This is a genomic window from Sinomonas susongensis (genome assembly GCF_005877005.1).
Lineage (GTDB): Bacteria > Actinomycetota > Actinomycetes > Actinomycetales > Micrococcaceae > Sinomonas > Sinomonas susongensis.
Genome location: NZ_SSNH01000011.1, coordinates 98,466 through 110,656, shown reverse-complemented (window position 1 = coordinate 110,656; position 12,191 = coordinate 98,466). Strand labels below are relative to the sequence as shown.

Annotated in this window: 14 protein-coding genes; 7 read left to right on the top strand and 7 right to left on the bottom strand. The window is 70.1% G+C overall.

Features of this window, described 5'->3' with window-relative positions; all coding sequences use genetic code 11:
* The 4 genes from E6A21_RS14745 to E6A21_RS14730 form a co-directional block, all read left to right on the top strand.
* The coding region (locus tag E6A21_RS14745; RefSeq protein WP_138444914.1) for an aldehyde dehydrogenase family protein at positions 1-723 on the top strand (723 nt) is incomplete at its 5' end.
* A 127-nt stretch (positions 724-850) separates the two neighbouring features.
* Positions 851-1,264, top strand: a complete 414-nt coding sequence (locus E6A21_RS14740) for an SRPBCC family protein (RefSeq protein ID WP_138444913.1) — start codon at positions 851-853, stop codon at positions 1,262-1,264.
* A 23-nt stretch (positions 1,265-1,287) separates the two neighbouring features.
* A complete protein-coding gene (locus E6A21_RS14735; RefSeq protein ID WP_246036541.1) occupies positions 1,288-2,514 on the top strand; it encodes a serine/threonine-protein kinase in 1,227 nt (408 codons plus the stop codon).
* Positions 2,511-2,930 (top strand): hypothetical protein, encoded by a 420-nt coding sequence (locus E6A21_RS14730; RefSeq protein ID WP_138444912.1) that lies wholly within the window; start codon positions 2,511-2,513, stop codon positions 2,928-2,930. Before E6A21_RS14735 ends, E6A21_RS14730 begins: the two co-directional genes overlap by 4 nt.
* Before the next feature lie 42 nt (positions 2,931-2,972).
* Here E6A21_RS14730 and E6A21_RS14725 read toward each other — a convergent pair whose 3' ends face one another.
* A complete protein-coding gene (locus E6A21_RS14725) occupies positions 2,973-3,491 on the bottom strand; it encodes an SRPBCC family protein (protein ID WP_138444911.1) in 519 nt (172 codons plus the stop codon).
* A 44-nt stretch (positions 3,492-3,535) separates the two neighbouring features.
* Entirely contained in the window at positions 3,536-4,357 is an 822-nt protein-coding gene (locus E6A21_RS14720) for an oxidoreductase (protein ID WP_138444910.1), read from the bottom strand.
* 60 nt (positions 4,358-4,417) lie between these two features.
* Here E6A21_RS14720 and E6A21_RS14715 point away from each other — a divergent pair, with 60 nt between their 5' ends.
* Positions 4,418-5,641, top strand: a complete 1,224-nt coding sequence (locus E6A21_RS14715; protein ID WP_138444909.1) for an aminotransferase class I/II-fold pyridoxal phosphate-dependent enzyme — start codon at positions 4,418-4,420, stop codon at positions 5,639-5,641.
* Here the strand turns inward: E6A21_RS14715 and E6A21_RS14710 are convergent, their stop codons facing one another.
* Positions 5,642-6,052: an RNA-binding S4 domain-containing protein gene (locus E6A21_RS14710; protein ID WP_138444908.1), complete on the bottom strand. Its 411-nt coding sequence runs from the start codon at positions 6,050-6,052 to the stop codon at positions 5,642-5,644. It lies immediately after the preceding gene.
* Between the two features lie 61 nt (positions 6,053-6,113).
* Here E6A21_RS14710 and E6A21_RS17960 point away from each other — a divergent pair, with 61 nt between their 5' ends.
* On the top strand, positions 6,114-6,257 hold the full coding sequence (locus E6A21_RS17960; RefSeq protein WP_171041423.1) for a hypothetical protein: 144 nt from the start codon (positions 6,114-6,116) through the stop codon (positions 6,255-6,257).
* A gap of 54 nt (positions 6,258-6,311) precedes the next feature.
* On the opposite strand, the gene E6A21_RS14705 is transcribed toward E6A21_RS17960, so the two are convergent.
* Positions 6,312-6,809: a uracil-DNA glycosylase family protein gene (locus E6A21_RS14705; protein ID WP_342777878.1), complete on the bottom strand. Its 498-nt coding sequence runs from the start codon at positions 6,807-6,809 to the stop codon at positions 6,312-6,314.
* Positions 6,810-7,938: 1,129 nt separating this feature from the next.
* Here E6A21_RS14705 and E6A21_RS14700 point away from each other — a divergent pair.
* Entirely contained in the window at positions 7,939-9,444 is a 1,506-nt protein-coding gene (locus E6A21_RS14700; protein WP_425471563.1) for a DHA2 family efflux MFS transporter permease subunit, read from the top strand.
* A 125-nt stretch (positions 9,445-9,569) separates the two neighbouring features.
* On the opposite strand, the gene E6A21_RS14695 is transcribed toward E6A21_RS14700, so the two are convergent.
* From E6A21_RS14695 to E6A21_RS14685, 3 genes are all read right to left on the bottom strand, one after another.
* Positions 9,570-10,364 (bottom strand): SDR family oxidoreductase, encoded by a 795-nt coding sequence (locus E6A21_RS14695; RefSeq protein ID WP_171041422.1) that lies wholly within the window; start codon positions 10,362-10,364, stop codon positions 9,570-9,572.
* A 192-nt stretch (positions 10,365-10,556) separates the two neighbouring features.
* A complete protein-coding gene (locus E6A21_RS14690; protein WP_138444906.1) occupies positions 10,557-10,871 on the bottom strand; it encodes a GNAT family N-acetyltransferase in 315 nt (104 codons plus the stop codon).
* Complete coding sequence (locus E6A21_RS14685; RefSeq protein WP_138444905.1) at positions 10,868-11,926, bottom strand: pirin family protein; 1,059 nt, start codon at positions 11,924-11,926, stop codon at positions 10,868-10,870. The genes E6A21_RS14690 and E6A21_RS14685 overlap by 4 nt, the downstream gene beginning before the upstream one ends.
* Between the last annotated feature and the right edge of the window lie 265 nt (positions 11,927-12,191).

Genomic DNA, 12,191 nt, shown 5'->3' with positions numbered 1-12,191 from the left:
ATCCGCTCCTCCGCCGAGACGGTGAAGCGCCTGACCCTCGAGCTCGGCGGCAACGACGCCGGCATCGTCCTGCCCGACGCCGACCCCGAGGCGATCGCCGAGGGCCTGTTCTGGGGCGCCTTCATCAACACCGGCCAGACCTGCGCCGCCCTCAAGCGCCTCTACGTCCACGAGGACATCTACGAGGACGTGTGCCGGGCCCTGGCCCAGTACGCCGCGGCCGTGCCCATGGGCGTCGGGCTCCACGAGCAGAACCTGCTCGGCCCGCTGCAGAACAGGGCCCAGTACGAGATCGTCGCCCGCCTCGTCGAGGCCGCCAAGGCCTCCGGCGCGGAAGTGCTCCTGGGCGGGAACCCCGACGAGGACCAGCCCGGCCACTTCTACCCCACCACCCTGGTGGCCCACATCGACAACGCGAACCCCCTCGTGGCCCAGGAGCAGTTCGGCCCCGCCCTGCCCATCGTGAAGTACTCCACCGTGGAGGAGGCCGTGGAGATGGCCAACGGCCTCGAGGTCGGCCTCGGCGCCTCCGTCTGGTCCGCCGACAGGGACAACGCCCGCGAGGTCGCCTCCCGCCTCGAGGCCGGCACCGTCTGGATCAACGCCCACGGCGTCGTCCACCCCATGGTCCCCTTCGGCGGCGCCAAGCACTCCGGCTACGGCCTCGAATTCGGCGTCGAAGGCCTCAAGCACCTCGGCCAACCCCAGATCATCAACGGCTGACCCGTCGTCGCCCCGAGCGACGCGGGGCCTCAAGCGACGCCGGGCCTCAAGCGAGAGGACGCCTCCTCTTCGCGACCCTCCGCAAGAATGAAGGGGCCGGCGGACTCCTCCGGACTACGCTCGAGGTATGTCAGAGTTCCGCCACCTGACCATCCCCATCTCCCTGCCAGCCGGCGACGTCGCCGCCTTCGCGGGCAACCCCGCGAATCTTCCGCTGTGGGCGGAAGGGCTGGCGGGTGGGATTCGGGCCGAGGGTGAGCTCTGGATCGCCTCGTCCCCGATGGGCGACGTAGAGGTCAGCTTCGTCGGCGACGTCGCCGAGGGAATCCTGGACCACAGAGTCACGCTTCCTACCGGCGCAACCGTCCTCAATCAGTTCCGCATCCTGCACGACGGCGCGCACAGCCTCGCGGTCTTCCACCTCCGCCGCGAACCCGGTGTCTCAGACGAGGATTTCGAGTCGGACGCCGCAGCCGTGCAACGCGATCTCGAGACCCTGCGCTCCGTGCTCGAACACGGAGCGCAGGGGTCGGTCGACTAGGCTGGGGCGGGAAGAGTCCGGTGATGGAGGGGCAGATCGTGGCCGAGAGCGACATGCGGCTCGAGCACTCCCTCATCGGAGGGCGGTATCGGCTCCTCGAGGTCGCGGGCAGCGGAGCGATGGCGAAGGTGTACCGGGCCCGCGACGAGGTCCTCGGCAGGATCGTCGGGGTGAAGGTCTTCCGCGCCCACTCTCCCGACCCGCAGAATGATCGCCGGCGGCGGAGCGAGATGGAAGTCCTCGCTCGCCTCAACCATCCGAGCCTCGTCCGCCTCTACGACGTCGGCACGGAGACGAGCGCCGACGGCAAGGCCCAGGTCACGTATCTCGTGATGGAGTTCCTCGAGGGCAGCGACCTGCGCCAGCGCCTGCGGCACGGTCCGCTCACCGGGGACGAGGTGCGGCGTCTCGGCGCGGACCTTGCGAGCGCCCTCTCGTACATCCACGCCCTCGGCATCGTGCACCGCGACATCAAGCCCGCCAACGTGATCGTGCCGGATCCCGCCATCGCTGTGGGACCCCGTAGGCCCGCCAAGCTCACGGACTTCGGGGTCGCCCGCGTCATCGACGCGAGCCGCGTGACCCACACGAACACGACCATTGGCACCGCCCACTACCTGAGCCCGGAGCAGGCCCGCGGGGAGCCAGTGGGACCGCCCTCCGACGTGTATTCGCTCGGCCTGGTGCTCCTCGAGGCCCTTACCGGCCGCATCGAGTATCCGGGCGGCGCCGTCGAGTCCGCCGTCGCTCGCCTCCTCCGCGAGCCCCGCGTGCCCGCCGAGCTCGGTGCGCCGTGGACCACCCTCCTGCCGCGCATGATGGCCAAGGATGCCTCGGAACGGCCCACTGCAGCCGAGGTCGCCGCCATGCTCGAGGGCGCCGGCACCCCTCCCGCGGCGGGCACCATCCCTCCCGCGGCGGGCACCATCCCTCCCGCGGCGGGCACCGTCCCTCCCGCGGCGGGCACCGTCCCTCCCTCCGCGGGCGCGGACGACGACGCGACCCGCCTCCCGCCGTCGGGTCCACGCGCCGCAACACCCCAACCGCCTCGTCGTGCCCCGCTGCACCGGCGCCCGCTCGCGTGGGTGGCGGCCGCCGTCGTCGTCCTCGCCCTCATCACCGTGGTCCCTCTTGTCCTGCACGCGGGATCGCCCGACTCCCGGTCGGTGCCGAGCGCGCCGGGCTCGTCACCCGTCCCGGGGCCACTCGGGAGCCATATCGCCCAGCTCGAACGGAGTGTCCGACCGTGATCGTCAGCCGCCAGCGACTCGTGTCCGCCGCAGCAGCCGCGTGCCTCGCCGTGGCAACGCTCGCCGGCTGCGCCCAGAATCCTTCCGGGATGGACTCGGGCGTCGCCGCCGACCTCCAGTCGGCAGCCCAGAACGTGAGGGCCGAGGCCGCCGCGGGCCACTACGCGCAAGCACTCCAGGAGCTCGCGGAGATCGAACGCGAGGCGAATGACGCCGCGGCCCAGGGCAAGCTCAGCGTCTCCCGGAAGCAGGACGTGCTCACCGCCATCGCCCTCGTGCGGACCGACCTCGAGACCGCCTCGGGCTCCCGCGGCACCCCGTCCCCGAGCCCCTCGGCCACGAGCACTTCGGCTGGTACTTCGAGCACGGCCCCGGCGTCGTCCCCGAGCACGAGCGGGTCCCCAACGGCGAAGTAGCTCACCGCAGCTGCGGAAGCCCGTAGCGGCCGCTGGGCGCGGCTAGCCGTTCCCCGGGATCGGGGCTCCGAACGGGAGCCCCTCACGGATGTAGCCGTCGTACAGGGGCTGCCACGCGAGGGCGCCCTCATTGTGGGGCCCTCCGGGTTCCCCGCCGCCCAGCTTGACGGCGAGCTCCGCGAGGCACACGTGCCAGCCCGCGGCGTTGCGCGCGGCGGCCATCCGGTCGCCGAGCCAGTTGCGCAGAGTGAGCTCCGCATCCGCGCCCGAACCCTGGACGAGGAACTCGAGGGAGTCCTCACCCCAGTCGAACGCCCATCGCTCCGGCGGCTCCCACGCGGTGATCCGCTCGGACGACGGCGGCATGTTGGGATCGTCGGTCAGCGTCACCGTGCGTGCCGAGTGGTCGATGGCGACGGCGGACGGGAACCACCCGTCCAGGCCGTCCGGCGTGCTCACGGCGTCCCACACAGTCGCGGCCGCGACCGGATACGAACGCACGAAGGTCACCGAGGCCCGGCCCTCTTCCTCGCTGTACTGCCCGTCGAGCTCTTCCATCATTCAGTACCTCCGGACTGAGTGGTGCAGCGGTTCATGTCTCCGGGTCAGTGCCCGTACACGCTCCGGACGATCAGGTCGAACGCCCTGTCCGGGAGCAGCTTGCGCGCGGCCAGGATGGGCCACGCTCCTCCGCCCACGGGGTAGCGGGCGGCGGGACTCTTCGATTGGACAGCCTTGACGATGGCCCGCGCGACGGCGTCCGGGGGACTCGCACGTCCGGGCACATCAACGCCCGCCAGGACACCCGCGACCTTCCGCGCGTTGCCCTCGTAGGCTGTCCCCTCCGAGCTCTCGATGAGGGATTCACGGGCGATCGAGCTCCACTCGGAGAGGATCGGCCCGGGCTCGATCAGGACGACACGGATCCCGAAGGGCCGGAGTTCGATGCGCAGCGAGTCCGAGAGGCCCTCAACGGCGAACTTGGCCGCGTGGTACCAGGAGCCGAGCGGCTCGTAGAACTTGCCGCCGATCGAGGAGATGTTGACGATCGTCCCCGACCTGCGGGCCCGCATCCCGGGGAGCACGAGCTGCGTGAGGCGGGCGAGTCCGAAGAGGTTGACGTCGAATTGGCGCCTGGCTTCGGAGATCGGCACCTCCTCGAGTGCGCCGTAGGAGCCGTATCCGGCGTTGTTCACGAGGACGTCGATGCGCCCGGCATCGGCGAGAACGCGCCGCACGCCGTCGGTCATCGATTCGTCCGAGGTGACATCCATCGAGAGGATCCGGGCTCCGAGTTCGGCTAGCCCCTGCATCCGCTCGACCCGCCGGGCCGCGGCGTAGACCGTGAATCCTGCGCCGATGAGGTCGCGGACCGTGGCCTCGCCGATTCCGCTGGACGCCCCCGTCACGAGGGCAATGTGTTCCATGCGCCTCACGCTACCGGAGGCCCTGCACCCCGGACGAGGGCCTGTGACAAGCTGGGGGCCATGAGCCTTCGACACCTCGCAGCGTCCGCACGCTCTCAGGTCGCACCGTTCGCCGTCATGGACATCCTCGCGAGGGTCGACGAGCTCCGGGCTGCGGGACGGGACGTCGTCTCGCTCTGTGCCGGGGAGCCATCCGGCGGGGCACCGTCCGGGGTGTCGGCGAGGGCCGCAGCCATCCACGCGTCCGAGCGCCCGCTCACCTACACCCCCGCCTTGGGGACGGCGGAGCTGCGTTCGGCGATCGCCGCCCATTACCGGCGCTGGTACGGGCTCGAGATCGATCCCCGCCGGGTGGCGGTCACGACCGGTTCCTCGGGCGCATTCCTGCTGGGCTTCCTCGCGGCCTTCGAGGCGGGGGACCGGGTCGCCCTCGCACGGCCGGGATATCCGGCGTACCGCAACATCCTCGCTGCCCTCGGCTGTCAGGTCGTGGAGATCGCCTGCGGCCCTGAGACGCGGTATCAGCCGACGCCTGAGCTGCTCGATGCCGCGGCCAGCGAGCACGGCCCCCTCGCCGGCGTCGTTCTCGCCTCGCCCGCCAATCCGACGGGGACCATGGTGAGCCGAGCCGAACTCGAGGCGATCGCGTCGTGGTGCTCGGCCAACGGGGCCCGCCTCGTGAGCGACGAGATCTACCACGGCATCACCTACCCGGACGCGGTCGCCGACGAGCACAGCCCGCGCGGCGTCTGCGCGTGGGAGCTCGGAGACGATCTCGCGCGGGACACGATCGTCATCTCGAGCTTCTCCAAGTACTGGGGCATGACGGGCTGGCGGCTCGGATGGATGCTGCTCCCCGAGGAACTTCTCGGGGCCGTAGACGCCCTCGCCGGAAATCTCGCCCTCTGCCCGCCTGCACCCTCCCAGCTCGCCGCGGTCGAGGCCTTCTCACCGGCTTCCTACGCCGAGGCCGACGCTTGGGTCGCCCAGTACGCGGAGACGCGAAGGGCGCTCCTCGGGAGGCTCGGCGCCCTCGGCTGGGGGCCCGCTGCACCGGCCGACGGCGCGTTCTACCTCTACGCGGAGCTCGGCTCCCAGCTCGAGAGGTTCGGGGACTCGCGCGCCTACTGCCGCCAGCTGCTCGAGTCCGAGGGAGTCGCCATCGTGCCGGGCACGGATTTCGACGTCGTCTCCGGCGGCCGCTCGGTTCGCCTCAGCTTCGCCGCGGGCTCGACGGCGGTGACGACCGCCGTCGAGCGCATCCTCCGGTTCCAGGGCGCGTAGCTAACCCTCGCGGTGGCCGCGAAGCCTCTCCATCTCTCGGCGGTCCTTCTTCGTGGGCCGTCCTGCGCCTCGGTCCCGCTGCGGAAGGCCGAGGAACGGCACGGGCGGTCGCTCTGGGGTGTGGTCCGTGTAGCAGCGGGAGGCCGCCTCGGCGCCGACACGCTTGGCGATCAGGACGTGCACCTCGAGGATCCGTTCGAATCCCGGCTGCCTGACCCGGACGGTGTCGCCCGGCACGACGGTCTGGGAGGCCTTGACCGGGTTCCCGTTGAGCCGAACGTGGCCCGCTCGGCAGGCCGCGGTGGCCGCTGAACGGGTCTTGTACGCGCGCACTGCCCACAGCCACGAGTCGATGCGGACCGCGGAGGGAGACGAGGAACCTGACGAGGCGGGGGCGTGCGAAAAGGCCATGGTGCCCAGCAGTCTAGCGGCGTATCGTCGGCTCATGGGGGGCCGATGCTGAGGAGCTGACATGCCTGACAAGCAGCCACATCAGGGCGAGCACAAGAAGCCGTCGAAGTCCATCAAGGAGCAGCGCGCGGCCAAGAAGGCCAAACGCCAGGTAACCCTCGATTCGGACTCCGTCGCGCATCTCCGCAAACCGCGGAGCCGCTGAAACCGACCCGCCCCGGTCCCAGCCAGGGGCGGGCCGTACTATGCCCCGGCCCGGCTAGGCCCGGGCGAGCTGGAGGCCAGCGCGCGCCATCGCGTCCGCGTACGCCTTGCCCATCTCGATGAGCCACTCCGTCTGGCGCTCCTTCGAACCGGCAAAGGCCCTTCCGTGGAGCGAGCGCGCCTTGTAGACCTTGAGGCCGCGGCGCCAGATGAGCGGGTTGCCCGTCTTGAGGAGCATCTGCGCGAGCCGGTTCGCCTCGGGGCCGTGCGCGACGATGGCCGACGCGCGCGGGAGGATCTTGAGCAGCGCGAGGAGGGGCTTGAGCCCGGCCTGAACCTGGTCCGGCGTGAGCTTGCCGTTAGCCTCGCCGGGAGTGAACCAGGGGTGGGTGTTCCACGGCATGATCCACTCGGGGCGCAGGCCCAGCTGGTACTGGAGGCCGAGGAGCCGGGTGGCGGCGGCGTCGTCCCCCGCCCATACGAATCCCTGGGGGCTGGCCTCGCCCGTGTTCGAGAAGAGGCTCACGATGCGGCACTCCTCGACCGAGTGCATCGGGTCGACGTAGGGGACCTCGAGGCCTGGCCGCAGCTTCCGCAGGAACTCCACGTGCTCCGTGACGGGAGCGATCGAGGGCGCCCGCAGCGGGTCCGTCACCTCGACGTCGTCGCGGACGACGGCGGGCGGCGGCACCTGTTCGCCGTCCGGCGCGTCGAGGCTCGCCGCGCGAGGGTCGGGCGCCTCGTCTTCTTCCACGGTTTCCGCCGTCGCAGCCGGGTCAGGCAGCACTTCCACTGCCGACCGCCGAGCAGCCTCCGTCGCCGCCGCGAGCCGGTCGGCGGCGGCGCGGGCGAACTCCTCGGCCTCCGTCGAGCGGGCGAGGGCGAGCTGCGCTTCCTCCTCCGCCGCAGAGGCCTCGGCGGCGGCAGCCTTCGCAGCAGCGGCCTTCGCGACCGCCTCGGAGACGGCTCGCCTCGCGGCGTTTCCCGCCGATTCGGCTGCCACCCGCGCCCGCGTAGCGGCCTCGGCTAGCGCGGCGAGCACGGGGTCGGCACTGGCTGCATTGTCCGCGGCCTCCGCAGTGTCCACCGCGGCAGGAGCGTCTGTGGTCGAGGGCTGCGCGATGGGCGCCTCGGGAGTCCGGGCCGAGGCCACTGAAGCCGAGACCGCGACAGAAGCGAGCGTGGGAGCGGAATTCCGCGAGGTCGACATCTTGCTCGCGGGCGACTTCCGTGTCGTTGCCTTGGGGGTCGATGTCCGCGAAGGCGCGGCCTCGTCGTCATCGTCGTCATCGTCGTCATCGTCGAAGACGTCGGCGAACAGGTCGTCGAACTCATCCTCGTCGTCGTAGGCAAGCTCGGGACCTTGGCCGAAGCCCTCTTCGTACTTGGCGTCGAGGTCGGACCGGTAGTCCTCGTCGTAGTCGTCGTAGGCGGAGCACGAGGCCAAGACTGTCATCTGCTGCAGGATCTCCTCGAGTTCGGCGGGCGTCCGACGGGCGCGCCAGAAGGCGTCCGTCCGGACTTGAGAGGGGGATGGGCCGGCCGCTGGGGGCGGTCGGGCTTTAAGAGCTTAGCAAGCTCGAGTTCGCCTGAGGTTCGACAGATATTCAACCTTCCCAAAAGGGCGCAGGGAGCGGCGGACTGGCGGGGAATTTTCGGGCAGACTTGATGTTGCACACAGTGTGAGGGCGGATCGACCGCTTCCGCGCCCTACCTCCCCAGGAGAAGCCGTGACGCCCGCGTCCGACCATCAGATTTCACGCGAGAACCGCCTTGTGATCACCGCCCTCGTGACGGCCACATTCGTCGTGATCCTCAATGAGACGATCATGAACGTCGCGCTGCCGCGGCTCATGGCCGAGCTGCGCATCGATGCCCCCACCGTGCAGTGGCTCGCGACCGCCTTCATGCTCACGATGTCCGTCGTGATCCCCACTACCGGCTTCCTCCTTCAGAGGCTCGCGCGCAGGAGCGTCTTCATCCTCGCGATGAGCCTTTTCAGCGCCGGAACGCTCCTGGCGGCGCTGGCACCCGGATTCCCGGTCCTGCTCCTCGCCCGCGTCGTCCAGGCGTGCGGAACTGCCATCATGCTTCCACTGCTGATGACGAGCGTCCTCTCGCTCGTCCCGGTCGCCCGCCGAGGCCAGGTCATGGGGACGGTGAGCATCGTGATCTCGGTTGCGCCCGCGATCGGTCCGACCATCTCTGGCCTCATCCTCCAGTTCCTTCCGTGGCGCTTCATGTTCCTCGCGGTTCTCCCGATCGCCCTGGCGGCGCTCGTCTTCGGTGCCCGGCACCTCGGAGGCGACGCCGAGGGGGAGCGGCCTCGACTCGATGCCCTCTCCGTGGTGCTGACGGTGCCGGCATTCGGCGGCCTCGTGTACGGCCTCAGCCAGCTGGGCGGCGCGGGAAGCGGCCTCGGGCCCACGATCCCGCTTGCCGTCGGCCTCGTGTGCCTCGCGCTCTTCGTCCTGCGGCAGCTGAGCCTCCAGCGCTCGGGCTCGCCACTGCTCGACCTCCGTGCTTTCCTGCACCCGATGTTCACCGTCGCGACCGCACTGCTCGTGGTCGGCATGATTGCCCTGTTCGGCGTGGTCATCCTGCTGCCCATCTACCTGCAGCAGGTCCGCGGCCTCGACACGCTCGCGACCGGCCTCCTGCTTCTCCCCGGCGGCCTCGTGATGGGCCTGCTCGCGCCGATGGTCGGCAAGTGGTTCGACCGCGTCGGCCCGCTTCCGCTGACGCTCGCGGGAACCGCGCTCATGACCGCAGTCCTCTTCGTCTTCGCGTTCCTCGCCGGCGACACTCCGATCTGGATGGTCCTCTCGCTGCACATCGGGCTGTCCCTTGGCCTGGCCCTCCTGTTCACGCCGGCCTTCACGAGCGGGCTGAACCCGCTTCCGCCGCATCTCTACAGCCACGGCTCGGCGATCCTGAGTACGCTCCAGCAGGTCGCGGGCGCCGCAGGGACCGCGCTGCTCGTGGGAGTCATGGCCTCGCAGGCTCGGGCTACGACGGTTGCCGGGGCCGCAGTCAGTCCCCTCGAGGCCCAGATGAACGGCTTCCGTGCGGCGTTCCTGGTTGCCGCCGTCGTGGCCATCGCTTCGATCATCCTCGCGGTGTTCCTGCGCAATCGGCCGGCGGTTCCGGCACCGGAAGGCGCGGTGGCGGCGGCGCCAGCGCATTGAGGCCTCTGAGCCGGTTTCGAGGCCACCGAGCCGGTTTCGACCACTGAGGACAAGCGCACTGATGGACGAGAGCACTGGGCCCCCTGCACCGAGGGGAACCCAGTGCACTCAGGGCCGCCGCGCGCTCAGGCCGAAAACCCGCCGTCGGCCTTCACGAGCTGACCGTTGATCCACCCGCCCGGTCGGCTCACCAGGAAGGCGACGACGGCTGCCACGTCCGCCGGCGTCCCGAGCCGTCCCCCCGGCTGGCGGCCCGTCAGGCCCGCGCGGGTCGAGTCGTCCATCCATCCGGTGTCGACCGGCCCGGGGTTGAGCACGTTGGCGCTGATCCCGAGGTGGCCCAACTCGCGGGCCGCCGCCAGGACCATCCGGTCTAGTGCTCCCTTGCTGGCGCCGTAGGGCAGGTTGTGGGCGGTGTGGTCGCTCGTGAGAGCGACGATGCGGCCGAGACCGCGCAGGCTCTCGGGGAACTGCTCGGCGAATGCCTTCACGAGGAGCCAGGAGGCTCGAGCGTTCACGGCGAAGTGGCGGTCGAAGGATTCCACGCTCGTGTCGAGGATCGAGGAATCGACGGACTCCGCATGGCTCAGGACGAGGGCCCGCACCGGCGCCAGCTCTCCGGCCTGTTCGAGGAGCTCGGCGGGCACCGCGGGATCGGCGAGGTCCGCCTCGATGACCTGGACGGAGGCGCCTCGGGCACGCAGCTCTGCGGCGATCTCCTCGGCGTCGTGCGGGGGTGGGCCGCCGTGCATCCTCGCGTCGTAGGCCGACCAGTGCGAGAGCGCCAGGTCCCATCCCTGCCGCGCGAGCTCGCGCGCAATGCCCGCTCCGATCCCCGCGTGCCGCCCGACGCCGGTGACGAGGGCGAGCGGACGTTCTGCCGCGACGGCGGACGGCGGTGTCTGGCTTGTCGAGCTCACGCTGGCCAGCGTAGTAGTGCCCACAGGGTGTGCATACTGAGCGGAAACCTTTCCACAGCCTGTGGAGCAAATCCCAGAGGATGGCGCTCCGTCCCCTCTTGATCCCGATGGGCCAGCGGCCGAAGGCGCATCATCCGTAGCGAATCACAAGCCTGTAAGTTGTCCACCCCTGTGGACAACTTTGTGGAGAACTCAGTCCTCGGGGGCAACGAAACCGTCGACGACGAGGTCGCGGTATTCAGGATGACGGCGCAGGAAAGCGCGGACGTACGGGCAGTACGGCCGGATCCGCGCGCCCTTCGCACGGACATCGTCGAGGGCGAAACCCACGAGGCGGCTCGCAAGGCCGAGCCCGGAGTACCCCTCGTCAACCTCGGTGTGGTCGAACGCATATACAGCGCCGTCCTCCTGGAGCCGGTAGAGCGCCATGCCAATCCGCCTCGCCCCGTCGCGCAGCTCGTAGCGATGGTGCTCCGGAACGTGCACGATCTCGATCCGTTCGCTCATCCCTGCTTCCTCTCGCGTGATCCTCCGCGGGACCGGAGGCGGACGTGGGGGAGAGCGGGAGCCGGGAGTGCGGGCTCGCCTCGGGTGGCCTCGACGACGCCACCGAACTGCACGCCGTCATGCGCTTTCCGCTCCGCCTCCGTGCCCTCGGCGGCCTCCGCCCCGATTTCGCGCTGCCACGCCGCTCGGTACGCGACGATCTCGTCGTGATCCCGCCCGACGAAGTTCCACCACATCGTGATCTCCTCCTCGAACGGGCGCCCTCCAAGGAGGAGGAGGCGAAGCCGCTCGTCCCGGTCGTTCGCGAGACGCAGTGCGCCCCGGCCCGGCGAGAGGTAGGCGAGCACGTCCCGCGGCACCGCGGCACCCTCGACCTCAGCTTCGCCTTGGTCGACGAGGGCTCCGTGTTCGAAGGCCGGATCGACCTCGAGGACGACGGCGGTGTGCGGCTCGAGCGTGAGCTCAGCGCCGAGGAGGGGCGAGTAGGTCGGCACAGGGGAGGAGGTCCCGACGAGGGAGCCGAGGAAGACGCGTGCCTCGCCGGCAGCCTTCCCCTCCGGGTCGAGCAGCGTGATCGGCTCTGGCACGTAGCGCTCAAAGCCGGGATCTGTATGGCGGGACGCGTCCGGGAGGGCAGTCCAGAGCTGGGCCCCGTGCAGAATCGTCGTCCGGGGGGTCGAGTACTCGGAGTGGTTGATGCCGCGGCCCGCCGTCATGAGGTTGAGCTCCCCCGGCCGGACGAAGGCGTGGTGTCCCGCGCTGTCCCGGTGCTCGATCTCGCCCGTGAACAGCCAGCTCACGGTCTGGAGGCCCGTATGCGGGTGGGGCGGGACGCGCATGCCCCCGGTCAGGGAGACGTCGTCGGGGCCGTAGTGGTCAAGGAAGCACCACGCGCCGATGAGGCTCCGCTCCTTCGAGGGCAGGGTTCTCCGCACAGGCATGGCACGAAGGCCGCCGAGGGGGACGTCGCGAGGAACGATCAGTTCGACGCCCACCACGTCCGCACTGTCCGCTCCACAGCGGCTTTCCTGGGGCTCGAGTTCAAGATTGCTCATAGGCGCTGCCCTCCTCAGCCGAGCCTAATCCGTGGGAGGCCCGGGTTGTGCACTTTCCAACAGGGCCTATCCCCACAGTTATCCACAGCTGTTGATTCTCGCGGCACTTCAGCGGCGCGGAGCCGCCAATCCGGCGGTGTGGGCGACGACCGGCGGCGGAACTACAAGCCTGTAAGTTACCCACACTGTGGATAAACACTGTGGACAGAGGATGACAGGAAGCCTTGACCCTCGCCATCGGAGCGCGTAGTTTGATCTTATTCAA